The following is a 23,446-nucleotide window of genomic DNA, read 5'->3' as shown; positions in this document are numbered from 1 at the left end:
CGCACCGGGCACCGGGCACCGGGCACCGGGCACCGGGCACCGGGCACCGGTCAGGGCAGCGCAGGCAGCGGCAGCCCGGGGATGCCCCGGACCGACTTCCGGATCGGTGGCACGCCGTTCAGCACCCGCTGAATGTTGCGCCAGCCTTCGGCGCCTTCGTCGAGGACCCCGCTGTGGGCCTCGCCTCCGTTCAGCAGGCGGCCGTCGGCGCCCCGGTCACCGGTCAGCTCCTGGATGCCGGACAGGTCGCCGGGGTCGGCGCCGTGGCCGTAGTCCTTGAGGACGTCCTTCACCTCGCCCGGGACGAGCTCGCCCCACAGGCCCTCGGTCGGCACCTGGCTGCCCTGGGCGAACCGAATCGGGTCGGTGGCTGCGGTGATCGTGTAGCGGCGCACGTCGCAGCGGCCGGGACGCAGGTCGGCGATGTCGCGCACGTCGTGGCCGGCGCCGGCGGACTCGACGTGCATGACGTTGTCGGCGTCGAGGCCGTACTGCTCGCTGGTGCCGACCACGGCACCGCCGTAGGAGTGCCCGATGACCGTGACGGCCGGGCCCATGAGGGTCCGGCCCTCGGTGTGCACCTCAGTGAGACCCGCGGCGGAGTGGTCGATCTCCTGGCGCAGGTCATGGCTGAACGCCGCCAGCTTCGGAGCGAGCCGGTCGGCGTAGTCGCGGAACGGGGCGTCCCGGATCACGCTGTCGGGCAGGTCGCCGCCCATCCAGGTCACCATGGCGACCTTGCCGTCGGAGGCGTCGACCCATGAGCGGGATCGCCGAGCATTCGCCTCGTGCCCTCCGAGCTCCGCGGTGGTGCCCGGGACGAAGACCCCGACTCCCACCGTGGCCGGGGTCAGCGTGCCGTGCAACTCCACGAGCGACCCGTCTCCCGCGTTGTCGAACCAGAGGATCTGTCGCGAGGGGTCGGCCGCCAGGCTCCGCAGCTCCGCGAGGTGCGCACGATCCCGATCGATGTGACTTGCCGTGTAGAACCGTCTCGCCGAACCTCCCGGGCCGGTCTGAGCGTCCTGCCCGACCTCACCCTCATGCCAGGCGTCCCGAGCCTTGGACTGGTTGGCCTCCTCCTGCTCCCTCACAGCGGCCACGACGCGTACGTGGTTCGCGATGGCCCGCACGCTGAACGGGGCACCGGAGAGGTTGCCGACGGCGCCGGGCCACAGCAGCGCCACCAGCTGCTGCTCGGAGGGCGTCAGCGCCTCGAACGCCTCGCGCACCGCAAGTCGGTGGGGCCAGCCCGGATCGCCGGCCGAGGTCAGCGTGGGGTCTGCAGCAGGAGGTGAGGTCGCGAGCACCGACGCGAACGAGCTCATGGGCTGCGGTGTCGCACCCACCGACGCGCTGTCCGTCAGCTGCCACGGGCTGGACCAGCTGCCGGCGCCCACTCCGGCCACCGGTCGGCGCGCGACGAGCTGCGCGGCCACGTCGGGACGGACCTGGACGTAGGCAGCGAACGCGGCGGCATCCCACCCCGCCGCCTCGGACGGCAGGACGCCGACGTCGACGAGCCGGGCCACCTCTGGAGCAAGCCGTCCCTGCGCCCGGGCGCCGCCGGCCAGCAGCCCGAGCTCGGTGCGGTACCGCGAGACACCGCCCAGGCCGGCGCCTGCCCCCGGCACGGCTCCGGCCCCTTGGGCCGCGAGACGGCTCAGCCGGGCGGCCACCTCGCCGACCTGGCCCTGCGCGTCGCGGCGGAGCGTGTCGTATGCCGTCGCGACCGCGACCGCGCTCATGTGACCGGTGCGCGCCCGGGCCAGGTCGAGCCGCTGCTGGGCGAGGGCGATCCGCGCCGTGGAGTGCGGGTCGCCGAGGTCGGCCTCTCTCGCCGCCCGCGCTTGCCCCTCCGCGTGGGTGAGCACCTGCCACGCGTCGTCGAGCTGCTCCACCTGCCGTCGCCATCGTGTGAGCGGCTGCACCAGGCCGGCCAAGAGCGTGGCCGCCCGGGCATGCACGTGCGCCGTCTCGCGGGCCGCGTCGCCACAGCGCCGCGCCTCCGCGACCGCGAGAGGAGCCGCGCTGCCCTCCGGCCATGCCGCCGAGACGGCGCCTGCCTGCGCCTCCACTTCGCGGGCCACCTCGGCCATCCGTCGCGCGAGTCCGCGCCACAGCTGCGACTGGGCCTCCACGGCCGCCGGCTCATCGCCGATGACCGCGAATCGCGTGGTCATTCACGGCTCCCTGCAAAGACAGGCCCGGCGTGCGAGAGCAGCTGCGCGTTCACCCGCTCGACATTCCGCCTCGCCCACGAAGCCCGATGCAGAGCGGATGCGAGCAGGCCCAGCTCGGCGCGCAACGCGGAGAGTCCGTCGCCCCAGATGGCATCGAAGTGCGCCGCCTCCGCGGCGACCGACAGCGCACCCTGACCCGAGAGGTTCGTGCGCGACGCCCGGGGCACCTGCTCGCCGCAGCCACGCAAGCGAGCGCCAGCAGCATCCACCGCGATCGCATCGACCACTTCGCGGGTCACGACGACCACGCCCCGCCCTTGCTTCCACCACGGCCCCTGTCCATGGATGGACCCTAGGAGCCCATCAACTGCCAGCCCGCGCGTTATCCACAGGTGCGCCGCATGAACTGGAGACATCGACCACCCCGTGCGCCTCACGGGCTGGCAATCGCCGCTGCGTCCCAGCGAGAAGCACGCCAGGTTTCAGTGCACGCCCATCGAGACACCCCACGCCAGCCCATCCTGAGGTTGGCTCCCTGACCGGCCGTCGTCCTTGATGTAGCCGCAGCGACGGCAGTGGCGGCTGACGTACTTGCGGTCCTCCGGGTTGTCGTGCACGAGCACGTAGGCGTGCAGGTGCGCTCGGCACCGCAGCGGGACGGCGTCCGTGCCGGCTTCGAGGACCACCCGCCGCAGCTCGAGGACGTGAACGAGCGCGCTCCAGGCGTAGCGGAGGGCCTGCTGCGGCTCGGCCGCGAGGTCTGCGCGCCACTCGGCGAGGTAGCGTTCACGGCTGGCGCGCGGCAGCAGCGCCGCCGCCAGGCGACAGAGCAGGCCGGCGAACGCTCCGGGCCCGGCCGCGCTCATGAGAACCCCACGCTCCCCGGCACGGGCCGCAGCACCGAGCGTCGCTTCTCCCGAGCACGGGCGACCTGCGCCAGAGCGGACTCGGCGAGCTGCACGCCTTTTCCCGTGAGCCGGTAGTACCGGCGTTGTGGCCGCCCGACGACGGCAGGGTCGACATCCTCCCAGCCGCTCTCGAGCCAGCCCAAGCCCTCGAACCGGGCCAGGATCGGAAAGACTGTCCCGCTCGGCAGCCCGGTGAGCGCCATGATCTCCAGCCCGTACCGATCGCTCGAGGCGTCGTCGGCGAAGGTCTGGAGCACCTCGACCGTCGTGACGGTCATTCGCGGCTTGTTGCCCATAGCAGAAGTCTACATAGGTGGCCGTCGAGTGTCGACGGTTCGATCCCCATCCACCGCAGCCCCCTGAACGGTGCCGAGAGCGGCTGTAGTCACGAACCACGTCAGGGCGGGACGGCGCATGGCGTCGACGCTAGGCGCTCCCGCGTGCAGGAGGTATCGGTGAGACCCTCCCTTCGCCCCTGGCCCGGGTGGCCGCCTCCGGCACCTCGGCCGCGGCCTCGACCGACTCCGTCGTGTCAGACTGCGCGGTGTGGCAGGCAGAGCGATCGTGCTGGTCGGCGTGTCGAGCGTCGGGAAGACGACGGTAGCGGGCCACCTGCAGCTGGCACTTCCCGAGCCGTACCTGCATGTCGGCCTCGACCACTTCCTCTCGATGTTCCCCTACGAGTGGCGCGACCATCCTCGCGGGCCCGGGCCAGGATTCTGGGTCGACCAGTCGCGCGACGAGGACGGCCGGCCCCGGGCCCGGATCCGCTACGGCGAAGCGGGCGGCCGTGCGCTCACCGGGATGCGCGCCGCCGTCAACGCCCTTCTGGCGACCGGCAACAACGTCATCCTCGACGAGATGCCTGTCGACGACTCGATCATGCCTGCATGGCGCCGGGAGCTGCGCGCTCGCTCAGCCTTCTGGGTGCGGCTGACGGCGTCGCTCCCCACCCTCGAAGACCGCGAACGAGCGCGGACGAAGGGCCAGCAGCTGGGCAACTCGCGCGGTCACTTCGACGTGCACCCCGGCAGCACGTGGGACCTCGTGATCAACACCGATGACCTCACACCGCCGGAGATCGCCGCACAGATCGTGAGAGCGATGGACGTGCCCTCTTGATGTGAACCTCCCACCTGAGCGATCGCGCTGTGGCTCGCCGGGAGGTCTGCGCCTGTGGTCCGGTGGCGCGCACCGACTCTCACGGGAAAACGCCCTTGAGGCCCCCATCTCCAAGTTCAGGCAACCTACAAGAAGTGTCCAGCGCGCGCGCCTAGCGTCGCGCCCATGGTCGATTCACCCAGACGGGGTCTGCACAGGACGTTTCGACTCCTCGTCGCCTTCGTGGCCACTTCGGTCACGCTCGGAATCCTGGCGGCAGGCGTGTCGATGCCCTCCGTCGCGGCCCTCGGCCGACTGTCGACGGCCGGGGACCAGACGTTCATGTCGCTGCCGAGCACCTTCACGGTGGCGCAGCTGACGCAGGGCTCGCGGATCCTGGCTGCCGACGGCTCCCTCATTGCAACCCCTGAGGAGCAGGACCGCCGGTTGGTGAAGATGGCACAGGTGGCACCCGTGATGCGCCAGGCGCAGGTCGCGATCGAGGACAGCCGCTTCTACGACCACGGAGCCATCGACCCCAAGGGCCTGGCGCGTGCCGTCATCGAGGACCTGCGCAGCGGGAGCTCGAGCCAGGGAGCCTCCACCCTGACCCAGCAGTTCGTCAAGATGACCCTGCAGGCGCAGGCGCTCAAGGAGGGCAAGAGCGCAGCCGCGGACGCAGCCGTGGCCAAGACCCTGTCGCGCAAGCTCACGGAGCTGCGGTATGCCGCCGGGCTCGAGCGCACGTGGAGCAAGGACAAGATCCTCGAGGGCTACCTCAACCTCGCCTACTACGGCGACGGCGCCTACGGGATCGAGGCGGCCGCCCGGCACTACTTCGACGTGCACGCGAGCGCCCTGACGCTCCCCGAGGCCGCGACGCTGGCCGGTCTGGTCCAGAGCCCCAGCACGACCGACCCGGTCCACCACCTGGCCCAGGCCCAGGCCCGGCGCGACGTCGTGCTCGGCCGTATGCACGACCTGAAGCTGGTCTCGACCGCCACGTGGAAGTCAGCCGTACGCCGGCCGCTCGCCAAGGACCTGCACGTGACCTATCCGCCGGCCACCTGTGCGGCTTCCCGCTACCCCTACTTCTGCTCGTTCGTGATCAACTGGCTCGAGGACCAGCCGTCGCTCGGAGCGACGCGTCAGGCACGCCACGACCTGCTCTTCCAGGGCGGCCTCACGGTGCAGACCACTTTGGATCCGGCCGTCGAGAAGGACGCGAACAAGGCCCTGCAGGCGGTGGCCCCGAAGGACAACGCGCTGGGAGTGGCCGCGGCGGCCTACGTCACCCAGCCCGGCACCGGCAACGTGCTCGCGCTCGGCCAGGACACGGCATACGGCACCAAGGGCAACTCCGGCCAGACGGAGCTCAACTACTCCGTCGATCGGAAGTACGGCGGCTCGGGCGGCTTCCAGTTCGGCTCGACGGCCAAGGCGTTCTCGCTCATCACGGCGATGGAGCAGGGCCTCGGGACGTCGGCGACGATCGACGCGCCGGCTGCGGACAACAACACTCCGGCGACCTTCCGCCCGGACCAGTTCCCGCAGCCGTGCGGCCTCGACGGCGAGTGGAAGGTCTACAACGACGAGGCGTGGGGCGGCGGCTCGATGTCGCTCATGACCGCGACGGCGCAGTCGACCAATACGGCGTTCGTGGCGCTGGCCAGCAAGATCGGCGTCTGCGCCATCCACCAGACGATGACGGCGTTCGGCCTGCACGACGCGAACGGCGGCCCGATCGGCACCTACCCGCCGCAGGTCATCCTCGGCGCCCAGCAGGTCTCGCCGCAGACCCTGGCCAACGCGTACGCCGGCATCGCCGCCGGCGGCCGCGTGTGCCAGACCCGGCCCGTCACTCAGGTCACCCAGGGCACCAAGGTGCTGCTCGCGACGAAGCCGTCGTGCACGCACGCCGCGGACTCCAATGCGGTGAGCCAGGCGACGCAGTACCTGGAGTACAACATGACGCACGGGTCGGGCATCCTCAACCAGCTGAACGGGCGCCCGTCGGCCGGCAAGACCGGCACCGCCGACGCCAACGCACAGTCGTGGTTCGTCGGCTTCACGCCGCAGCTGACCACCGCGGTCTGGGTGGGCAACCCCGTCAACCAGAGCCGCCCGATGTTCAACGTCTCGATGGCCGGCAAGAGCTGCTCGTCCATGACGGGCGCCTGCTACGCCGCACCGATCTGGCGCCGGATCATGGACGCGGCCTTGGCGGGTCAGCCCGTCGCGCCGATGCCGTGACGCACCGGCTCCAGTCTCGACGCAATTTTTCTCGTGCCGTTTCCGGCACAGGCCCATGCCAGTCTCGATCGACTCCCCGAGGGGCACCGACAAGCCGGCGACCTCGGGAGTGTCGACGCCGGCTAACGGCTCGCGGAACGCCACATCATGGGCGCCGCCGCGCTCCACCTGATGGGTCGCTACGCGTGCCGCGTCCGAGCCCATAGTGCGGAACAAGGCGCGGCGCTGGCACGGCGCTTGCGCGGTGCAGTGCCGCGGCGTCGAGGACGGTGAGGCGTCCGCGGTCGAGAGCCACCACCCCGTCATCCTCGAGACGCCGCAGGACTCGGTTGGCGGTGGGCCGGGTGACTCCTGCGAGCTCAGCGATCTCCGTCTGGTTCAGCGCCACTGCGACAGGCGAGCCCCTACGAGCGCCCTGTGAGTACAGACCGCACAGCAACACCAGGCTGCGGATCACGCGGAGCTCGGCCGGCGTGTGAAGGGCCTGCATGAGGGATTCGGTGAGTCGGTTGACCCGTTCGGCCAGGAGGCGGACGAGAAGACGGCTGACGTCCGGCTGGCGGGCGCAGAGCCGCTCGAAATCGGCGAAGGGGAGCGACAGGGTTACGGTCCGCTCGACGCACTCGATCGTGGCCGTGCGCCGACCGTCGCGCACGACCATGGCCAGCTCCCCGAAGGCTTGACCGGGACCCATGACCGCGTAGGCCACGCGGTCACCCTGCTCGGAGGAACGTCGAGCCACCACCCGTCCCTCGACGACGAAGTGGACGGAGTCGGCGGCATCCCCTTCGTGGAACACCACCTCACCGGCGGCGTACGAATGGCGACGCATCAAGGCCACGACCTGCCGGCGCTCGTCCGGCGCGAGGTCCGAGAGCAGGCCCAGGTCGACAGTCATCGCCACCGCCGCTCGGCTGCGTGGTGCCCAGGACCGAGCGTCGCTGTGTGTCGGCACGCACGTCCGCACTGTCGCCGTGAGCACAGACGCGCGTGTCGCGCGGCGGGATCGTCGTCGGTGGGCACATCTGCAGGACGAGGAGCGGCGAACTCCTCGGCAACGAGAGGCACTTCCATGACGACGACGGCACGACGGCGGGTCCACCCGGACCTCGCCCACCACCACCCCCGGGTCACGAGGTCGCCCCGTGGCGGCTGGACCTGGGAATGCCCGTGCGGGGCCGCGTCGGCGCGTTCGGTCGTGGCACGGCTCACCTGGCACCAGGCATACGTCGGCGCGCTCATCCACTCGGCCTCGATCGCACCTTGAACACTCACCGCAGACCCTCGTCGAGGCGCACCCGGGCCGGCACCGGGAGCGGCAGCAGGGACGCCCGCGCCTCGGCGAGCAACGCCGACTCCGCCCGGTCGAACACATCCTGGGCGGAGTCTGGCGTGTCCCCGATCGCCGTCATGCCCACGCGGCCGCACTCGGTGATCGAGCTGATCATGTGGAAGACGATGCCGGTCTGACGGGACTGGTCGAAGTGCAGGCCAGCTCGCGCGACCAGGTCGAACAGATCGTCGACCGTGAGGCCTCGCAGCGACTCGTCCTCGAGGTGGTCGGTGGCCACAAGGTGGCGCTCGCTCCCGGCGGGCGTCACGTAGCGCCCCTCCTCGTGGACGTACTCACCGTCGGTCAGGAACTGCAGCGTCAGGTACGGGTGCGTCGTGCCGCCCTTGCGGAGGTTGACCTCTATGGCGTGGGTCTGCCAGTAGTCGCCGTTGCGGACCACCACGAAGTCGAGCGCGAAGCGTCCGCGGACCCCCTTGGCGGCCAGCACCCGACCCACTTTTTCGGCCTCCTTCGCGATCGTCGTCGCGTAGGCCGGATCGGCGGGGAAGCGGGCTCCGAGGTACATCTGGCCCGACGGTCCACCGAGGATCTGATCGTGGGTGGAGAGGATCTCGAGCTCGCCGAGGGGAGTCACACGCAGCTGGACGCTCGGGCTGCGCAGCTCCTCGCCGACGACACGTTCCTCGACGATCCCGCCACGTTCCGCCAGCTTCTCCAGGTACGTGCCGATCCCGACACGAGCGTCCTCGAGCCGCATTGCGCGCACCCGCTCCGCCACCTCGGCGCGCAGCGCACGAACACCGTCGCGCGCCGGAGAGCGTTCTCCGCCAGCCAGACCCGACAGGTCGACGAGCGCATTCCCCGAGCCGGACACGCCCTCGTTGAGCTTGACCATGGCCCATTCGGCGCGGGGTCTGGCCGTAACCAGCTCGAGCACGGCGTCGACGAGGTCGTCGACGGAGCGGAGGTCCTCCGCCCCGAAGGGATGGGATACGCCGGCCTCGGCGAAGACCCGCCGACAGCCGGTCTTCGTCCCCAGCGGGTAGAGGCGCGGGTGGGCGGCATACATGGGGATCCCGAGCTGTAGCGAGAGGTCGCGCTCGCGGGTCGTGCTCGTGTAAGGCACGAGGTGCGAGCGGGAAGGATCCGGCACCAGCTCAGCGATCCGCGCCAGCAGCCGGGGACGGGCCAGCAGCTTGTCGGTCAGGGGCGTCGGCGAGGAGTCCCCGACCGAGACGAGCTGCAGGCGCGAGCGGGCGTGGCTCGGAATCACCCCGGGCAGGAGCGAGAGGTAGTACTCGACGATGTGGTCGTGCACCGGCATCGAGGTGACGTAGACCATCCGTAGCCGCGGCTGGCGCAGGAGCAGCAACAGGAAGAGCAGCCGCTCCTCCAAGGCCTGGTTCATGGCCCCCGCGGACGGGGCGACGGGGTCCGCGCTCATCGAAGGCACGACGACCACCGACTCCCTCGGATCTCCTTGCCGCATGAGGCTCCAGACCGCAGGGAGCCGCTCCTGAAGGTCATCGAAGAGCCGGTCGCGGGCTGCCTCGTCCAGGTCACCTAGCGCACGCGGCGGGGAGAGGCGGTCCTCTACCTCAGGAGGCACCGTTTCGGGTATGGCCCCGGTCGGTGGGTTCATGGCTAGGTCTCCTGTCCGTTGGTTCCGATGACCTCGTGTACCTCGAGCGGCCGTGAGAGGCCGCGCAGCTCGACGGGACCGAGTGAGCGGATCTCGAAGCGGTCGTCCAGCCCGGCTCGCACGCGGGGGCTGACCAGGACCTGCCGGCTCGCGGCCGCGGCGCAGAGCCGGGAGGCGACGTTGGTGACCGTCCCGATGGCGGCGTAGTCCCACCGACCCTCGAACCCCACCCGCCCGAGCGTCGCGTAGCCCTGGGCGATGCCGACCCCGAAGCCCAGGTCGTGACCCCGCCGGTGCCAGTGGGCGGCGAGCTCGTCGACCCGGTCACGCATCTCCAGCGCCATCCGGACGGCCCGCTCCGGGGCGTCCGCGCACGGCGGGGGGTCGTTGAAGAACACCATCAGCCCGTCGCCGGCGAAGTGCTCGAGCGTTCCCTCGTAGGCGAAGACGAGCTCGCCGAGCGCCGCGTGGTAGTCACGCAGGACGGACATGGTCTCCTCCGGCTCGCTGGTCTCGGCGAACGCGGTGAAGCCGCGCAGGTCCGTGAAGACCGTCGTGATGTCGCGACGGTGGCTCTCGAGGAACGACTCGTCGCCCGATTCGAGGATGAGCCCGGCGATCTGCGGGGAGAGGAACCGGCGCAGCCGGCTCAGACGCTCGAGGTCGGCGACCTGCTCGGCCACCCGCGACTCGAGCTCGGCATTCCACCGCTCGAGCGCCACCGTCTGCTGGACAACCGTGTCATGGAGCCGCTTGACCCGCGCCAGCGACCGCACCCGCGCCATGAGCTCGGCCTGGTCGAAGGGCTTGGTGACGAAGTCGTCGGCACCCACCTCCAGGGCTCGGAGCCGCTCGCGGGTGCCGCTCGCGGTCACCATGACCACGGGGAGCATCGCCGTCCGGGGGTTGGCCTTGATGCGTGCGCACGTCTCGTAACCGTCCAACACCGGCATGAGCACGTCGAGCAGGACGACGTCGACGTCGCACTCGCCCAGGGCCGCGAGCGCCTCGCCACCCGAGGCCACCGAGCGGACGTAGAACCCGTGTGGTTCCAGCACTGCATGCATGAGCTTCCGGTTCTGCTCGAGGTCGTCGACGACGAGCACCCGCACCCCCTCGAGCGGCGATGGGAGGACGTCTTCGACGGGCGCGGTCACGGTCGTTGTCCGTCGTCGGGATCGGGGAGGTGACGGCGCACCTGTGCCGGGAACTCGCGGACGCTGATCGGCTTCTCGAGGTAGCCGGCGAACCCGGAGGCGAGGGCCCGCTCGCGGTCCCGGCGCATGGCGAAGGCCGTGAGGGCCACGACGGGGATGTGCGCGGTCGCCTCGTCACCGTGGAGCAGCTCGAGGGCGGCGAAGCCGTCGATCCCCGGCAGCTGCAGGTCCATCAGGATGACGTCCGGGAGCGTCTCGCGCGCCTGGTCGACCCCCTGCTCACCGGTGGCGGCGACGACGACGGAGAAGCCGGCATACTCGAGCACGTCGCGGGCCAGCTTGAGGTTGCGCGGGTTGTCCTCGACGAGGAGCACGACAGGTGGGCGGCTCACGTGCCCTCCTCCGGTGCGGCATTCGCGGCTGCCACCGCTGCGAGCCGACGGGCGAGACCCGGCAGGTCGATGCCCGCCTTCTCCGCGACGAACGCAATGCGACCTTCCAGACGTGAGTGGTCTTGTGCCGTCAAGGTCTTCGAGGTCAGTACGACGATCGGCGGACCGTCCGTCTCGCGGTTCGGGCGCAGCTCGTCGATGACGGCGAAACCGTCGACCTGGGGCATGAGCAGGTCCATGACGACGACCGACGGAGCCACCGCCCGCACGAGGTCTGCGGCCTGCTGGCCCCCCGAGCACGTGTGCACCTCCCAGCCGAGCGGCTCGAGGGTGCTGCGCACGAGCTTCAGCGCCAGTGGGTCGTCGTCGACCACCACGACGCTGAGACCGGTGCCCGCCTCCCGGTCCGGGACCTCGCCCAGGCTCGACGGCAGCAGCCGGGAGACGGCGGCGAGCAGGTGGTCCCCGCTGACCGGTTTCACGAGGTACTCCGTCGCGCCGAGCGCGAACCCCCGACCTCGCTGCGGCTCGACGCTGACGACGACGACCGGTACCGCGGCGGTAGCCGGGTCGCTCTTGAGGGCCGTCAGGACCTCCCAGCCGTTCATGCCGGGCAGGTGGATGTCGAGGATGACGGCGAACGGGCCTCGCTCCCGGACCAGGCGCAGCCCCAGCTCCCCGGTGGAGGCGCACACGGTCCGCAGTCCGGCGGCGCGAAGGTGCAGCTCGACCAGCTCCGCGGACCGCGGGTCGTCCTCGATGAGGACGACCGTCGGCGTGCCTGCTCGCTCTTCCTCCTCGGTCGACCACGTCTCGTCGTCCCCGGGCCGCTCGGCGCTCGCCTGCGGGATCGCGATGCCGAAGGTGCTGCCTTCCCCCGGCGCACTCGACAGCCAGAGACGCCCCCCGTGCAGCTCCACGATGCGGCGACTCAGGGTGAGACCCAGGCCGGTGCCCTCGCTCGACGACGCCGAACGCTCGCCCTGCTGGAACGAGTCGAAGATCCGCTCCTGGTCAGCCGGTGCTATCCCGATGCCGGTGTCGGTCACGGTGATCGCGACCTCCTCGGGGTCTCGCCAGGCGCGGACCTCGACGCTGCCGCCGTCCGGAGTGAACTTGACCGCGTTGCTCAGCAGGTTGACGAGCACCTGCTTGAGCCGGAGCGCGTCGGCCGTCACCGTGCCCAGCCCGCGCTCGGCCTCCACCCGCAGGTGTATGCCGTGCAGCGCTGCCCTCTCGCGCACGAGCGAGAGCGCCTGCACCAGTAGGTCCTCGATGGGGAACGTCGTGAGGTCGAGCTCCATGCGACCGGCCTCGATCTTGGAGAGGTCGAGGATGTCACCGAGGAGGGCGAGCAGGTGCCGACCAGCCGCGAGGATGTCCTGGAGGTATTCCTCCTGCCGGTCGTTGAGCTCCCCGAACATCCGCTCGAGCAGCACCTCGGAGAACCCGATGACGGCGTTGAGCGGCGTGCGCAGCTCGTGGGACATGCTCGCGAGGAACTCCGACTTGTGCCGGCTGGCCTCCGCAAGCTCCACGCTCTGCTGCTCGAGCTGCTGGTAGAGCCGAGCGTTCGTCAGGGCGACGGCCGACTGGCTCGCGAACGCAGCGAGCAGCTCGCACGTCGCTTGCGTGAACGACCCGGTGGTCTTTCGTCGCACGACGAGCGCGCCGACGACGCGGTCCGGACGCACGAGCGGGATCGCGACCAGTGAGCGCCAGCCGGAGCCGTGCAGCACCGCGAGGTGGGCGTCCAGTGGGGCCGGCTCTGCGTCGAGGTCGGGAATCTGCAGCACCTCGCGCGTCCGGGTTGCTCGGCCCACCCACGTCCGGTCGATGTGGATCTCGGCAGACCGCAGCGCTTCGACGACCTCCTCGCTGGTGCCGTAGGCGGTGCGCACCCGAAAGAGCCCGGTCGACCTGTCGAACTCCATGAGGGAGCCGCCATCCGTCTGGGACAGCTCGACGGCGTGCGACACGATGGTTGCCAACACTTCGTCGGCGTCCAGGCTGGAGCTGATCGCCTCGCCCACCTCAGCCAGTGCCTCAAGCTGTTCGACCTTGCGTCCGAGCTCCGCCGAGCGGTTCTCCAAGGCGGCGACGAGCTCGACGTGCCTCAGCGCCAGCGCCGCCTGCTCCGCGAAGGTCGTGAGCAGCTCGCCGGCGCGGTCCTCGAAAGGGTCGACCTTGTTGCGCCAAACGGTCAGAACTCCCACGACTTCGTCCTCCACCAGCATCGGCGCGCCCATGATGGACCGGTAGCCGCCGAGCTTCTGCAGCGCAAGCGCCGAGTAGTCGGGATCGGCGAGGACGTCCTCGATCTGTTGCGCAGTTCGGTCCATCCCGACGCGTCCGATGAGCGAGCCCCTGTCTCGTAGGAGCGGGTAGCGGTCGACTTTCTCGAGGTAAGCCTTGGAGTGTCCGCTCGACCACCGGATCCGGTACTGGTCGCCTTCGAGCAGGTGGATCTGGGCGACGTCGGCAGCCAGCAGCCGCCGGGCGTTGTGGACGACCGCCTCGAAGACCCTCGTCTGCTCCGAGGCCCCGCTCGTCAGGACCTTGAGGATGTCGCTGGTGGCCCGGAACTGCTCCTGGACGTCGGCAAGACGAGCCTCGAGGTCGGCACGGCCCGTGCGTGCCGACTCCACGCCAGCGTTGTTATCGAACCCGCTCATGCGAGTCCCCAATCATGCTGTGAGCTGCCCTCGTCCCCAGATGAGTGTCCCGCCGACTCCACAGCCGCGCCCCCGGAATGGCGGGGCCCGTCGCCACCGCTTACGGGGCACGCCGGCTTTGGTGCCCGACAGGGACGGTCTCGATGGTCGCTTCACCGACGATGGGGATGGGGTATGCCGATTGCCCAAGCCCGCCCGACAGTCTGGGCGTAGGCTGAACAACTGTCGGGAGGTAGTCCGTCATGGCACGAGATCGAGCGCACGAGGCTGTCATCGCCAACGTGGACCTGTTCAGAGACCTGTCGAAGGGGCAGTTGAGACGGTTGGCCGGCGCGTCGACCGAGGTCTCGCATCCGGCGGGAAAGGCGATTGCCACGGAGGGCCGTGGCGCCTTGGCGTTCCACCTCATCCTCGAGGGATCCGCAACGGTCAGCAAGGACGGTCGTGAGCTGCGCACCCTCGGGCCCGGGGACTACTTCGGCGAGATCAGCATGATCGACGGCCGACCGCGATCCGCGACCGTCACCGCCGCCGAGCCGCTGAAGGCGATGGCGATTCCCCACCAGGACTTCGAGACGGTCATCGACGAGGATCCAGAGTTCGCCCGGCACCTTCTCAAGACTCTCTGCGCCCGTCTGCGCGAGGCGGAGGCAAGGGCCTCCGACCCCGGCGCCCGGCCGTGAGGTTCGATGTGCGGTACAGGTCGCGGTCAAGTGCCGCTCCGGGACACAGCGCGTCGCCGCCGCCGGCATCACCAGCGGCCCGTGAGCACTGAGGAACTACCCCTCAAAGCCCACCACCCGACGAGACGTTCCAGCCTCCTGCCGCTCCGGCCGTACCGAGGGTGTCGTTCGATCCAGATGGCGGGCGAGCCTCCCACCGCCACCCTGCGCGTAGGGCGGAGGGGGCAGGGACACCGTCTGCAGTCCGGGCGGGCTACGGCATACTGGCGCGTGGGGTCGCGTCGGTCGTGGACTACACCACTGCTGTTCCGACCGAAGTTGCGAGGGAAGTTGCATTCGAACTCCCCACCCCCCGGGCCTCTAGCTCAGTTGGTAGAGCGTCGGACTTTTAATCCGCTGGTCGTCGGTTCGAGCCCGACGGGGCCCACCACACGTTTGCGCAGGTCAGCCGGCATCGGTGGCATGTGGCTTCCGCTCCTTTGAGGCGTGCACCGGGTCGCGGGGGCACATCTGGGGCACAAGCCCGTCCAGCGCTAAGGCCACGGCGTCCAGGTCGTCGCCGAAGAGACCGGCGTACACATCCAGCGTCATCGCCGCCGAGGCGTGCCCCAGCATCTGCTGCACGGCCTTGACGTTCGCGCCCGCGGCGATCGCCAGGGAGGCCGCCGTGTGCCGCAGGTCGTGCGGTTTGACGTTGACCAGACCAGCTTCTCGGCACGCCGGGTCGAACACTCGATGACGCCAGTTCCCCAGACGCACCGCTCCCCCACCCGGCGCGGTGAACAACAGGTCGTCCGGCCCCTTGCCGAAACACAGCGCCTCGATGCCCGGTCCGAGCGCCGGCGGGAACGGCACCGTCCGGGTCCGGTTCGTCTTCGGGGTGGACCAGACGAGCCGGCCACCGACCTCGGTCACGCTCTCGGCCACCACCAGCCGCCGCCGCAGCAAGTTCACCCGCCGCACCTTCAGAGCAGCCAGCTCGCCGAACCGCAGGCCACAGAAGGCCAGCACGGCGACCGACAATCCGTTGCTGCCGGCGGCTGCCACGAGCCGGCCCACCTCGTCCGCCGTCAGGAACCGGGGCTCAAGCCGGACGGCTCGCGGGAGCTGCACCCCCGAGGCGGCGTTGCGCGAGATCCGGCCGTCCTTGACCGCCTCGGCGAGGATCAACGAGAGCACTCGGTGGGCCTGCCGGACGGTGCCGGCCGAGAGGCCGCTGGCGGACAGGTCCCGAACCCAGTCACGCACATCCGTGTGACGAAGATCGGCGACAGCCCAGGACCCGAAGCGCGGCAGGATGTGCCCGGTCACCAGGCCCCGGTAGCGCGCGGCGGTCGAGACCTTCAGGTGGGTCAGGCCCGAGGCCCAACTCTCCGCGAGGTCACGGACGCGGATCTTGCCCGCGGTCGGGTCGATGTACTGGCCCCGGTGACGTTCGGCCTGCATCTGGTCGAGCCAGCGCTGCGCGTCGACCTTGCGCGTGAAGTTCTTCTTCCGCTGCCGACCGCCGGGGTCACGCCACCGCGCCTGCCAGCCGGTGCCTCTGGGGTTCTTGCCGATGCTGGCCATCTCACGCAGCCTCGAGCTTGGCCCGGGACCACGCTTTGACCGACTCCGGGTCGAACCGCAGGTACCGCCCGATCCGCATCGCGGGAGGGCCACCCCCGCGGACCCGCCACTGGTAGATCGTGCCGACCGGAACGCGCAGGTAGTCACTCACGTCCTGCAACGTCCAAAGTCTCTCCGGTTCACTCATCTCACTCATCTGCCGAACCTTCCTCTCTCACAGTTGATTTCGTCCCTGGTTCGCTTTTCGTTGCTGCTCGTTGCTCGCTCCTGGTTGCTGCTCGTTGCCGGGCGTACTCGCGGGCGCGGGCGGCGGCGGCTTTGGCGAGTTCGGTGTCGCCGTCGGTGTCCCAGCCGGTCCCGGCGTAAGTCCAGTGCCCGATGACGAGGGTGGTCTCCTCGGTGTCGTCCTGCAGGAGGTCGTCGAGGTCGCGCACGTCGAGGGTCCGGCCCTCCCGGTGCGCGGCGGCCAGGGCCCGCTCGTACCGAACCCGGCGCCGGCGCAGCTGCCCCAATGTCATCGAGTAGCGGCGGGACTTGGTGGAGAAGTGGCCGCGGAAGCCGAGCATGTGTCGCCACTTGAACAGCAGCCCGTACGGGTGCTCCCGCACCGGCATGTCGTCGGCGCGGGCGTCGGCGTGGATCCGTTCGGTGACGGCGACGATCGTGGCCCGGAGCCGGCGGGCGTGGGGGCTGTCGGTGTTCGTGGAGTCGGTGGCGGACTTCGTCGCGTACTTCGCCAGGTAGCCGGCGACCTGCTCCGGCGTCAGGGCCCGGTCCGGGTCGTCGGTGCGGCGGGCGATGGCGATCGGGCGGGCGTCGAGCTGGGTGCCGAACCGCAGCCGGCGCACCACGTCACCCTCGTGCAGCGGCGGTGCGTCGAAGGCCACGCCAGCGGCGGCCTGCTCGACCAGAGTCGCGAGGAGTGCGGCGCTGGTCCCGGCCGGCGCGGACGCAAACCCGGCGTCGGTCTTGGGTCCGTCGAGCCGGATCAAGGCGTGGAAGTGCACGATCCCGCGCAATTGGTACTCGGCGACCTTCGCGTACTGCACCGTCACCAGCTCCCCGAGCCGCGACTCAGGGACGCCGAAACGCTTCGCGAGGGCGCGTCGCAGGTCGATGGTGAACCGGCGCCACAGCTCCGGGGCCCACCACTGCCACACGAGGTGGCTCGCGTAGTCGTAGCAGTCCCGGCACCGCGGCTGCCCCAGCAGCTCGTCACCCTCGCCGTGCCGGGCGTGGCAGACGGTCGGCCTCCCGTGCTCGCACGTCCGGTCCTGGCCCTGGGGCGTGAAGGGGCGGCAGGTGCGGCCGCCGCGGATGCCGTGGACGAGCCCGAACGAGGGCGCGGTCAGCGTCGCGAACACCAGCGGGTTCTCGCCCACCTGCTCGGGCACGCCCTTGCCGCCGGTGACCCCAGCCCGGATCAGGTGGAACGTGTCCGCCGCATACAGGCGCGAGCAGGACGAGCACTCGGTGGCACGCCGGTTCCCGCACCGCACGTGCAGCACCCCAAGCGGGCTCTCGACCGACGAGAACGAGGAGAGCACCTCACCCGTCCGGGTGTCGACCGTGTCGGAGTGGCCGTGGAGGCGGACCGGTCGGGCGCAGTGACCGACCCGGGCAGCGGCCTCGGACCAAGCATCGAAGTCCCGCGACAGCAGCCGGGCGAGCACCTGCGCCTCGGTCGCGGCGTCGAGATTGCCCAGGTCCAGCAGCCGGCCGCCAGCGATTGGAGGCTCACCCAGACGCTCGAAGGAGTGCTCGGCGGCACGGAGGGGGACGGCGTCCCAGACGCGGTCTCGTGTTGCCCGGGTCATTGACGGCCACCTCCTTCCCTGGTCCGGGTGGGTGTGTCGTGCAGCTGATGCAACCCCGCGCTGCACGACACACCCGGTCCGAAATGGCAGCCCCGAAACGATGAAGGAGATGCCGGCGCCGCGGGGGTTGCTCACACGCCAGCCACGTCAAGAGATGACGACAGAGATCACCAAGGAGATGGCGGACCAAAAGAGGTGTGTGTGTGGTGTGTGACGGCAATTCGTGTGGATGGCCTCTGGCCGGAGTAGGGAGCCGACCCCCAGGGCATCAAGCCCGCATGTTTGTCAGTTCAGAATATTTGTGTGGGTATGTCCGCACTCCCCACCATCCACACGCCACGCACTCCGGGACGAAGAAACACGCCGTGTGTCGGCAGACGAAACTTCGCCCACATGCCGGAAGAGGGGACGTCTCGAGGCAGGACTGATCTAGTTCCCGGAACGCGGCGCATAGGGACCGTGCAGCCTTGAATCAGTGGAGTCCGCCGTCGATGAGGTCGGGTAGGCGATCTTGGCGGAGACCCGGTCGGCCTCCTCGAGCGCGCCGAGCGGGCCGTCGAGGACGAGGACGGCGAGGCCGTGTACGGCCGACCAGGCGGCCACGTGGGTGAATGGCAGTCGCCCTGGTGAGAGAACGCCGGCCTCGACGCCGCACCGGGCCCGGCCTCGGCCGCCATCCGCGACGCTGCCACGACCGGGTTCCTCCACGGCCTGCACGTCGGGTGCTCAGCGCCGCCGGAGAGTGCCTCCTCGGCGCCGTCGCGGTGGCACTCCCGCTGCCAGCTCGGCCCAGCGTCTCCCCCACTCCCGCCGCCATCGCAGGACCGGCTCTCGTCGCGGACTGACGTGGGGACCATCATTACCGGGAGCCGTTCAGTAACACCGTTCAGTGACACCGTTCAGTAACACCGTTCGGGAACGCTCCCTTGCATCGACGCCCGACCATGCCGACGATCGGTCAACCGATGCACGCACTGGATTAGAGGGGCCTCAGTCTGTACTGAGCAGGGCGTTCGTCATGCGCTTCGTGAGCCAGGCGGTGAAGGCAGGGTCGTCCCAGCGGCAGTGGTGAACGAGGGCGAGATAGTGGCTCGGATCGCTATAGAACCACAAGATATTTACCGCGCGATCGCGTTCTGGAAGCTGGCGCCGGTCGCCAATCTCCCGGACACGATCGATCACCATCTCGGCGCCTCTACGCCGGTTGCCCTGGGTCCGCGTCCACAGATCGACCAGCTCGGGCGTGCTGTCAGCAGACCGGCGGAGCACCTCGAAAAGAGGTGCAGCCCGCTTACCAATGACAGTGCACACCTCGGCATACGCCGCGAGGCACTCCGTCGACGTCTGTGCTTGCCACACCGGTTCGAGCCAGGCCCTGGCCGACACCGGCGCTGGCTCGTCGTCTCCAGCGAGGGCCTCATCGATCGCCGCGCTCAACAAGGCGGGCCTCGACCCGAAGACGGCGGTGACCGTCGGGCGGGAGACGCCAGCAGCGGTGGCCACCTGCTGCAAAGTGATCTGCCCATAACCGTGTTTGTTCGAAGAGGCTCGCGGCGGCCGTCACGATCGCATGCCTGTGCTTATGACCACGTTGAATGGGGTCGCTACGGGTTCAGCACCGCGCTGAGTGCGCGGATTAAGGCGTCCGTGTCCGGGATGCCGGTACGGCTGCCGTCGGCGTGGACATACGTACGGCATGCCACAGCGGGCTGCGCCCCCGGCACGGGCATGATGTCGCAGCCGTCGACGTGAATCGACGGGGAGCCGATGAATTCGTGCAACTCCGCCTCTTCAAGCGAGTCGATCAGGACGGTCGTGAAGCTCTGGCGGAGCTGGCCCACCGAAACGAGGGCGTCGCTTAGAACCGCTGCGGCAGTTGTGCTGTTGGGACAGTCCGCGATGACGAGGAGCGTCACGCGCCCCGTCGGCTCATCCCCGGGTTGGTGCGGACCAGGCTGCGGCGCCATGCTCAGGCGCCCACCGCTGGGGCCTCGGGCAGGTCCAGCTCTGTACCGGCGAAGTGGTTGAAGTAGTTGGTGTAGAGGTTGACCGCGACGTGGGCGAACGTCTCGGCGAGCTGCTGCTCACTCCACCCGGCCGCGAGGGCTGCGGTCCAGGCCTCGTCGGTCACGGTGCCGGTGCTCGAAGCAATCTGGCGCGCGACCTCGGCAATGGCCGCGAGCTTGCCATCGAAGTCGATGCGCCCGGCGCGGATAGCGATCGTCTGCTCTTCGCTGAGCCCAGCGGCCTTGGCGGACACGGTGTGTGCCGACTGGCAGTAGTGGCAATCGTTCTGGTTACCGACGGCCAGGGCGATCGTCTCGCGGGTGCGGGCATCGAACGTGCCGTGTTCCCGAAGCGCGCCGGACATGCCGGCATACGTGGCCAGGACCACGGGCGAGTGGGCCATCCCGGCGTGAATGTTCAGCGTCTTGCCCATCCGCTTGCTGATCGCAGCCAGCGTGTCCCTCGACTGCTGTGGGGCTGTCTCGATCGTGTGGGCGGGGATGCGGGGCATGAGACCCTCCAAACTCGACATGTGCTGACTTCTCCACAACGGTCGGTACCCGCCGATTCTTCCCGAGCCCGTGTATTGAGGCTGGTGGAAGGCCGGGTGTGGAGGATACCGACCCGCGCCCATCAGCGCCGGGCCGACCGGGACGGCGTGTGCGCCGATTTGCTACATGCCTGTTCCAGGCCAGACCCGCCAAGACCATTTTTCAAGGCCCCACCTGCATGGCGAGAGCCTCTCGAAGGTCGTGGCGCGTCCGCACCGCAGCCTGCTCAACTCAGTTGCTGGGCAAGGTCGGTCAGCGATCGAGCATGCACGGTCGGGGGCCGGAAGTAGGACGGGTAGCGCGCATGGTGACGGTTGACCCAGGCGCTGGAGAGGCCGGCACGCGCCGCCCCGTCGGTGTCCCAGGGGTGGACCGCGACCAGCATGGCCTCCGCCGGACCGACCTGGCATTGCTCGAGCGCGTAGGCGTAGGACCCGTGGGACGGCTTCCAGCTGCCGGCGTCCTCCACGGACAGCAGCCGCTCGAAATGTTCCCGTACACCGGCGGCGCTCAGCAGCGACTCGGCCACACTGGCCGATCCGTTGCTGAGGGTGACCAGCCGCAGGTCGAGCTCTCGCAGCGATTCCACTCCCTCGATGACATCAGGATGCACTCCGAGCCCCCTGAACCCGGCCATGACGTGGGCGACGGCATCCTCGAGCTCACGGTCGGTTTGCTGGGAGGTGAACAGCACCCGTAGCGACTCGGCTGCGATCTCGGCGAACGGGGCGCTGGCCCCGGCAGCGGTCAGCGCGAACCCGTCGCGTAGCAGGCCGGCGAACCATGAGGTCGCCACGTGGTCAGGCAGGCCCAGGTCGGCGAAGCGGGCGCCGAGCGGTGACAGGTCGGACAGGGTCTCGTTCGCGTCGAAGATCAGCAGACGCGGTCGAGTACGGTCCTGTACTGCGGGCTGGCTCATGAGTCTCCTTCAGATGGGCGCGGTGACGGTAACCGTGACGGGCAGTCTTGGACTCGTCGCGGGCATCACTTCTTGGTGCGTCGGCTGCCGCCGTGCCAGTCCTCGACCCGGCCGTTCTCGTCCTGGTCCACACCGAGGCCGCGCAGCTGCGGCAGCTCGCGCAGGCTGCGCTTCAGCTCGGCGAACCCGGGAAAGCGGGCCAGGCCCAGCACGTGGTCCCAGAGAGCGACCGCATCGCTCTCGCTGGGCAGTCGGCTGATGACCGGCCCGAAAAAGGCGACCCCATCGGGCGGGTCGACGTGGATGATCGGGGTGCCGACGTCCTTCCCGGTCAAGGACAGCGCCTCGTCGGTCTCGGCGCGAATCTCTGCGTCGCAGGACTCATCATCCAGAGCCTGCGCGAGCGAGGTCGGCAGCCCGGCATCGGTGAGGACGGGCGCCAGGAACGACGCGGTGCCGCGATGGTCGATGCCGTGCTCGTCTACGCCCTCGGGTAGCGGGTCGGCGTCGAAGATCCGGGCACCCAAGGCAGCGTAGAGCCGGCCGACAGCCTCCCTCCCCACGCTGGCGCGGGTGGCGGCCGCGACCCGCAGCAGTCGAAGCCCCGCGGTGTGCCCGGCCTCATACTCGGGCGGGAAGTGGGCGTCGTAGTCGACGTGGGCGTTGACCTGCCGCAGCGAGATGAAGCGCCAGTCCACGGTGTACTCCCGTTGGGCGGCCACCAGGCGCACCCACTTGCTGGTCATCCAGGCAAACGGACACACCGGGTCGAAGTAGAAATGCAGGTCCGCGGTCATCGTTCGATCTCCTTCGAGGAAGACGATTCGGTATGCGTCTCGTAGGCCAGGGAGTGCGCGTCCGGCAGCTAGGCGGCCGCTGGTTCCATCACAGCTCGCGCACGCGCCACGGCGTAGCGGCTGTTGTCAAAGGTCCTTGTGGCACTGCCCACCGTTCGCTTGTAACGACGGCCTCCTTGATCATGGGCTGCGGGTCCGTGCCGGGCTCGCTCCATGGACCTTCCCCCGATCAGGGATTCGGTAACCGTTGACCGCCATTCGAGCTCTCTAGCGTGAACGGCTGCTGTGATGCAGGGGTCACGCGTCCACCGTTCGCAAGACATCCACAACCACGCACCAACGCATCTCCCTCAGCAACCAGGGGGCCTCACTAACCAGACCTCTCGACGAAGGTTGCAGCGTCCACAGCAGCCGTCCCGGCCTCCGAGGGCCTTTGAGTTGTTTTGGCCTCAATTTCGATGTGAACACCACTCCGAAGTTTCCACATTTGACCCGCGCGCGAGTCGGGCGAGGAGTATCCCGGTGAGAGGCCACCTCGCCGAGCGGCCTGTCCGGACGCCATTCGGAGTCCGGATTGTCGTGAGAGAGGACATCGCTATGCGTCGAACCCTGCTTTCCGGCGTCGCGGCCCTGCTGATGGTCGCGGTCACCGCTACTACCGCTCTGGCCGACTCGTGCGCCAACGTCAGTCGAGCCGCCCCCGCCGGCTGGACACCAGCGACCACGTACAACGCCCCGCTGGTCCAAGGCGGCTGGGTGTGGCTGCCCAGCCTCACAGCCATCTTCGGCCCCAACGCCCAGTTCCCGCCGTTCTGGGGCAAGATCACCCCGGGGACGCCGGACTCGATCCTGCTTGGAGCCCCCGATTCGAACGGCAACTACACCAACGGCAAGACCGTGTCCCTGCTGGGAGTGTCGGCAATCTGCACCCAGTCGAGCCAGGCCTACGTGGTGCGCCAGACCGATCACGGCATCCAGAGCGGCTGCGAGTAGGACACTCCGCACTGCGGAGGACCCGCCACCGCTGCCGCATGGCAGGGTGGCGGGTCCATAACCCTGCCACGAGAGCGAGCCGGCTGGTCCTGCCACCCACCGTCTGAAACCACGACTTCAAATCACTCGAGACAGACAACTAGAAGGTCAGAACGTCGTCAGCCTCGACGCTCCAGGCCGCCAGTGCGTCAATGGTGGATCGGGGCACTCCCTCGACGAGGTGGTCGTCGGTCAGTCCGCGGGCGTCGAGGCAGCTGCCGCACGCTGCGACCTGCCCGCCGTGACGGATGAAGCCTCGGAGCATGCGGTCGAGGGCGTAGTAGCCGTTGGGCGTCTTCTGGCCCGCGATGGCGCAGGTCACCGCGTCTCCCATCAGGAAGACGGTGACCTGCGCGTCATCGCGGTGTGAGAGGGCGACTGCAAGCCGCATCGCGTTGAACGTCTCATCCGCGCCGTACGCGGGGCCGTTGAGGACCAGCAGGAGCTTCTTCATCGACTGGGTCCT

22 protein-coding genes, 1 tRNA gene and 1 pseudogene are annotated in these 23,446 nt (G+C 69.5%); 5 read left to right on the top strand and 19 right to left on the bottom strand.

Features of this window, described 5'->3' with window-relative positions; genetic code table 11:
* Positions 1–50: 50 nt before the first annotated feature.
* From AB0316_RS05425 to AB0316_RS05410, 4 genes are all read right to left on the bottom strand, one after another.
* On the bottom strand, positions 51–2,183 hold the full coding sequence (locus AB0316_RS05425) for an alpha/beta hydrolase (protein ID WP_366271126.1): 2,133 nt from the start codon (positions 2,181–2,183) through the stop codon (positions 51–53).
* Positions 2,180–2,491 carry a hypothetical protein gene (locus AB0316_RS05420; RefSeq protein WP_366271124.1) on the bottom strand — a complete coding sequence of 104 codons (312 nt, stop codon included), beginning with the start codon at positions 2,489–2,491 and terminating at the stop codon, positions 2,180–2,182. The genes AB0316_RS05425 and AB0316_RS05420 overlap by 4 nt, the downstream gene beginning before the upstream one ends.
* A gap of 174 nt (positions 2,492–2,665) precedes the next feature.
* The gene (locus AB0316_RS05415; protein WP_366271122.1) at positions 2,666–3,049 is read right to left on the bottom strand and encodes a hypothetical protein; all 384 of its coding nucleotides are present in this window, start codon (positions 3,047–3,049) and stop codon (positions 2,666–2,668) included.
* Positions 3,046–3,387: a helix-turn-helix transcriptional regulator gene (locus tag AB0316_RS05410; RefSeq protein WP_366271120.1), complete on the bottom strand. Its 342-nt coding sequence runs from the start codon at positions 3,385–3,387 to the stop codon at positions 3,046–3,048. The genes AB0316_RS05415 and AB0316_RS05410 overlap by 4 nt, the downstream gene beginning before the upstream one ends.
* 250 nt (positions 3,388–3,637) lie before the next feature.
* Between AB0316_RS05410 and AB0316_RS05405 the strand changes: the two genes are divergently transcribed.
* Positions 3,638–4,213, top strand: coding sequence for an AAA family ATPase (locus AB0316_RS05405; RefSeq protein ID WP_366271118.1), 576 nt, complete (start codon positions 3,638–3,640; stop codon positions 4,211–4,213).
* Between the two features lie 267 nt (positions 4,214–4,480).
* Complete coding sequence (locus AB0316_RS05400) at positions 4,481–6,445, top strand: transglycosylase domain-containing protein (protein WP_366271116.1); 1,965 nt, start codon at positions 4,481–4,483, stop codon at positions 6,443–6,445.
* Positions 6,446–6,590: 145 nt separating this feature from the next.
* Here the strand turns inward: AB0316_RS05400 and AB0316_RS05395 are convergent, their stop codons facing one another.
* The 5 genes from AB0316_RS05395 to AB0316_RS05375 all read right to left on the bottom strand — a co-directional run bounded on the left by AB0316_RS05395 (position 6,591) and on the right by AB0316_RS05375 (position 13,605).
* Positions 6,591–7,343: a Crp/Fnr family transcriptional regulator gene (locus AB0316_RS05395; protein WP_366271115.1), complete on the bottom strand. Its 753-nt coding sequence runs from the start codon at positions 7,341–7,343 to the stop codon at positions 6,591–6,593.
* Between the two features lie 373 nt (positions 7,344–7,716).
* Positions 7,717–9,183: a peptide ligase PGM1-related protein gene (locus AB0316_RS05390; protein WP_366271113.1), complete on the bottom strand. Its 1,467-nt coding sequence runs from the start codon at positions 9,181–9,183 to the stop codon at positions 7,717–7,719.
* Positions 9,184–9,383: 200 nt separating this feature from the next.
* Entirely contained in the window at positions 9,384–10,538 is a 1,155-nt protein-coding gene (locus AB0316_RS05385; protein WP_366271112.1) for a response regulator, read from the bottom strand.
* Positions 10,535–10,930, bottom strand: a complete 396-nt coding sequence (locus AB0316_RS05380; RefSeq protein ID WP_366271110.1) for a response regulator — start codon at positions 10,928–10,930, stop codon at positions 10,535–10,537. Before AB0316_RS05380 ends, AB0316_RS05385 begins: the two co-directional genes overlap by 4 nt.
* Positions 10,927–13,605, bottom strand: coding sequence for a response regulator (locus AB0316_RS05375; protein WP_366271108.1), 2,679 nt, complete (start codon positions 13,603–13,605; stop codon positions 10,927–10,929). Before AB0316_RS05375 ends, AB0316_RS05380 begins: the two co-directional genes overlap by 4 nt.
* A 242-nt stretch (positions 13,606–13,847) precedes the next feature.
* Between AB0316_RS05375 and AB0316_RS05370 the strand changes: the two genes are divergently transcribed.
* Positions 13,848–14,288, top strand: a complete 441-nt coding sequence (locus AB0316_RS05370; protein ID WP_366271106.1) for a cyclic nucleotide-binding domain-containing protein — start codon at positions 13,848–13,850, stop codon at positions 14,286–14,288.
* A 354-nt stretch (positions 14,289–14,642) separates the two neighbouring features.
* Positions 14,643–14,718: transfer RNA gene (locus AB0316_RS05365), tRNA-Lys, on the top strand.
* A gap of 14 nt (positions 14,719–14,732) precedes the next feature.
* Here the strand turns inward: AB0316_RS05365 and AB0316_RS05360 are convergent.
* The 9 genes and pseudogenes from AB0316_RS05360 to AB0316_RS05320 form a co-directional block, all read right to left on the bottom strand.
* Positions 14,733–15,857 (bottom strand): tyrosine-type recombinase/integrase, encoded by a 1,125-nt coding sequence (locus AB0316_RS05360; protein WP_366271104.1) that lies wholly within the window; start codon positions 15,855–15,857, stop codon positions 14,733–14,735.
* Position 15,858: 1 nt separating this feature from the next.
* Positions 15,859–16,008 carry a helix-turn-helix domain-containing protein gene (locus tag AB0316_RS05355; protein WP_366271102.1) on the bottom strand — a complete coding sequence of 50 codons (150 nt, stop codon included), beginning with the start codon at positions 16,006–16,008 and terminating at the stop codon, positions 15,859–15,861.
* Between the two features lie 37 nt (positions 16,009–16,045).
* Complete coding sequence (locus AB0316_RS05350; RefSeq protein ID WP_366271100.1) at positions 16,046–17,674, bottom strand: replication initiator; 1,629 nt, start codon at positions 17,672–17,674, stop codon at positions 16,046–16,048.
* A 429-nt stretch (positions 17,675–18,103) separates the two neighbouring features.
* The gene (locus AB0316_RS05345) at positions 18,104–18,277 is read right to left on the bottom strand and encodes a hypothetical protein (protein WP_366271099.1); all 174 of its coding nucleotides are present in this window, start codon (positions 18,275–18,277) and stop codon (positions 18,104–18,106) included.
* Between the two features lie 387 nt (positions 18,278–18,664).
* Positions 18,665–19,201 (bottom strand): annotated as a pseudogene (locus tag AB0316_RS05340) (TetR/AcrR family transcriptional regulator); the annotation flags it as partial.
* A gap of 77 nt (positions 19,202–19,278) precedes the next feature.
* On the bottom strand, positions 19,279–19,590 hold the full coding sequence (locus tag AB0316_RS05335) for a hypothetical protein (protein ID WP_366271097.1): 312 nt from the start codon (positions 19,588–19,590) through the stop codon (positions 19,279–19,281).
* A gap of 53 nt (positions 19,591–19,643) precedes the next feature.
* Positions 19,644–20,192 carry a carboxymuconolactone decarboxylase family protein gene (locus tag AB0316_RS05330; protein WP_366271095.1) on the bottom strand — a complete coding sequence of 183 codons (549 nt, stop codon included), beginning with the start codon at positions 20,190–20,192 and terminating at the stop codon, positions 19,644–19,646.
* A 266-nt stretch (positions 20,193–20,458) separates the two neighbouring features.
* Complete coding sequence (locus tag AB0316_RS05325; RefSeq protein ID WP_366271093.1) at positions 20,459–21,151, bottom strand: haloacid dehalogenase type II; 693 nt, start codon at positions 21,149–21,151, stop codon at positions 20,459–20,461.
* Positions 21,152–21,216: 65 nt separating this feature from the next.
* Positions 21,217–21,948, bottom strand: coding sequence for a hypothetical protein (locus AB0316_RS05320; RefSeq protein ID WP_366271091.1), 732 nt, complete (start codon positions 21,946–21,948; stop codon positions 21,217–21,219).
* Positions 21,949–22,545: 597 nt separating this feature from the next.
* Here AB0316_RS05320 and AB0316_RS05315 point away from each other — a divergent pair.
* On the top strand, positions 22,546–22,941 hold the full coding sequence (locus tag AB0316_RS05315; protein WP_366271089.1) for a hypothetical protein: 396 nt from the start codon (positions 22,546–22,548) through the stop codon (positions 22,939–22,941).
* Positions 22,942–23,080: 139 nt separating this feature from the next.
* Here the strand turns inward: AB0316_RS05315 and AB0316_RS05310 are convergent, their stop codons facing one another.
* On the bottom strand, positions 23,081–23,434 hold the full coding sequence (locus AB0316_RS05310) for a DsrE family protein (RefSeq protein WP_366271087.1): 354 nt from the start codon (positions 23,432–23,434) through the stop codon (positions 23,081–23,083).
* Between the last annotated feature and the right edge of the window lie 12 nt (positions 23,435–23,446).

Origin of the sequence: Terrabacter sp. NPDC080008 (assembly GCF_040702505.1) — a bacterium.
Taxonomy (GTDB): domain Bacteria; phylum Actinomycetota; class Actinomycetes; order Actinomycetales; family Dermatophilaceae; genus Terrabacter.
Note: the sequence above shows the minus strand (reverse complement) of the source record. Positions and strands in the feature narration are given on the sequence as shown.

Coding starts and splice junctions, on each gene's coding strand:
- AB0316_RS05325 (WP_366271093.1), bottom strand. CDS start 21,151: ATGAGCCAGCCCGCAGTACAGGACCGTACTCGACCGCGTCTGCTGATC.
- AB0316_RS05350 (WP_366271100.1), bottom strand. CDS start 17,674: ATGACCCGGGCAACACGAGACCGCGTCTGGGACGCCGTCCCCCTCCGT.
- AB0316_RS05415 (WP_366271122.1), bottom strand. CDS start 3,049: ATGAGCGCGGCCGGGCCCGGAGCGTTCGCCGGCCTGCTCTGTCGCCTG.
- AB0316_RS05375 (WP_366271108.1), bottom strand. CDS start 13,605: ATGAGCGGGTTCGATAACAACGCTGGCGTGGAGTCGGCACGCACGGGC.
- AB0316_RS05370 (WP_366271106.1), top strand. CDS start 13,848: ATGGCACGAGATCGAGCGCACGAGGCTGTCATCGCCAACGTGGACCTG.
- AB0316_RS05390 (WP_366271113.1), bottom strand. CDS start 9,183: ATGAGCGCGGACCCCGTCGCCCCGTCCGCGGGGGCCATGAACCAGGCC.
- AB0316_RS05400 (WP_366271116.1), top strand. CDS start 4,481: ATGCCCTCCGTCGCGGCCCTCGGCCGACTGTCGACGGCCGGGGACCAG.
- AB0316_RS05320 (WP_366271091.1), bottom strand. CDS start 21,948: ATGACCGCGGACCTGCATTTCTACTTCGACCCGGTGTGTCCGTTTGCC.
- AB0316_RS05410 (WP_366271120.1), bottom strand. CDS start 3,387: ATGGGCAACAAGCCGCGAATGACCGTCACGACGGTCGAGGTGCTCCAG.
- AB0316_RS05360 (WP_366271104.1), bottom strand. CDS start 15,857: ATGGCCAGCATCGGCAAGAACCCCAGAGGCACCGGCTGGCAGGCGCGG.
- AB0316_RS05315 (WP_366271089.1), top strand. CDS start 22,546: ATGCGTCGAACCCTGCTTTCCGGCGTCGCGGCCCTGCTGATGGTCGCG.
- AB0316_RS05395 (WP_366271115.1), bottom strand. CDS start 7,343: ATGACTGTCGACCTGGGCCTGCTCTCGGACCTCGCGCCGGACGAGCGC.
- AB0316_RS05425 (WP_366271126.1), bottom strand. CDS start 2,183: ATGACCACGCGATTCGCGGTCATCGGCGATGAGCCGGCGGCCGTGGAG.
- AB0316_RS05330 (WP_366271095.1), bottom strand. CDS start 20,192: ATGCCCCGCATCCCCGCCCACACGATCGAGACAGCCCCACAGCAGTCG.
- AB0316_RS05310 (WP_366271087.1), bottom strand. CDS start 23,434: ATGAAGAAGCTCCTGCTGGTCCTCAACGGCCCCGCGTACGGCGCGGAT.